The following is a 1,319-nucleotide window of genomic DNA, read 5'->3' as shown; positions in this document are numbered from 1 at the left end:
GCGTGATCTCGATGCGAACAACGCCGAGCTCTTTCGCCTCGGTCAGCAGCCGGCCGATCTGCCAGCGGGTCAAGCCGAGTTCGGCGGCGATATCACCCTGTGTCCATTCAAGGTCATAATAAAGCTTGGCAACGCGCACCATCAAATGTTCGCGTTGCTCGTCCGAAGGAAGCCTGTTCGATGATTGGAGGCGAATTTCATTCATGATCGACCTCCTTTCATTCGTGGGGTTTAAGAAACAACAACTGTAGCTTTATTGCTCTTTTGTGTTTTTCTACTCCCGGATACGATTGGAGTCAATGACGGTTTCATGCGGCTTAGCCAATGATCAATCGTTTGCACTTGCTTCCCCGCCCCGGCCACCACTATTCTCCGCACCGTCCTTCAAGCGAGAATCCCATGAACTCCCTGATCACACCTGAACGAATTGGCGAGATAGAGCGGTTGATCCGTGCGCATATCCGTCACACACCAACCTTGCGGGTCGACATGACCGATTTCGGGCTTGCACCGCGTCCGGTCGATCTCAAGCTGGAATATTTGCAGCATTCGGGTTCGTTCAAGGCGCGCGGTGCTTTCACCAACCTCTTGACCCGCTCCCTTCCGGAGGCTGGCGTCGCGGCGGCATCCGGTGGCAATCATGGCGCCGCGGTCGCCTACGCCGCGATGCGTCTGGGCGTACCCGCAACCATCTTCGTACCGGGCGTTACCTCCCCGGCCAAGGCCGAACGCATCCGTGGCTATGGCGCAACTCTCGTCATCGGCGGCGATCGCTACGCCGATGCCTTGGCCGCGAGTGAGAAATTTGTCGAAGAGAACGGCGCCCTGGCCGTCCATGCCTATGACCAACCCGAGACGCTGCTCGGTCAGGGCACTCTCGGTGCCGAGATCGAAGCTGATCTTCCCGATATAACGACACTGTTGGTTGCGGTTGGCGGCGGCGGACTTATCGGGGGCATCGCTGCGTGGTTCAAAGGCCGGGTCAAAATCATCGCCGTTGAACCGGAGGGCTCGCCAACGCTGCATATGGCGCTTGAGGCCGGTCAGCCTGTCGATGCGCCGGCGGAAGGTATTGCCGCCGATTCGCTGGCTCCGAAACAGGTTGGCAAATTGATGTTTCCGATCGCCCAGRCTTTCGTCGACCGCTCTGTCCTCGTCTCTGACGACGATATTCGCGCGGCGCAAATTGCGCTGTGGGACAAGGTGCGTATCGTGACCGAACCCGGCGGTGCCGCCGCCTTCGCCGCGCTGCTTTCCGGCAAATATGTTCCGGCACCAGATGAGCGAGTCGCCATTCTCATCTGCGGTGCGAATACCAC

At 58.8% G+C, this 1,319-nt stretch carries 1 protein-coding gene and 1 pseudogene; one reads left to right on the top strand and one right to left on the bottom strand.

All coding sequences use genetic code 11. The features are described 5' to 3' along the window. Positions 1-205: pseudogene (locus tag ACXJ5O_RS27185) on the bottom strand (sugar-binding transcriptional regulator); the annotation flags it as partial. 194 nt (positions 206-399) lie between these two features. On the opposite strand from ACXJ5O_RS27185, the gene ACXJ5O_RS27180 reads away from it, so the two are divergent. Further along, positions 400-1,319 (top strand): threonine/serine dehydratase (locus ACXJ5O_RS27180; RefSeq protein WP_457302626.1); only part of this gene is annotated, 920 nt, incomplete at its 3' end.

This window comes from Phyllobacterium sp. P5_D12 (assembly GCF_054049495.1).
This window is presented reverse-complemented; position numbering and strand designations above follow the sequence as displayed.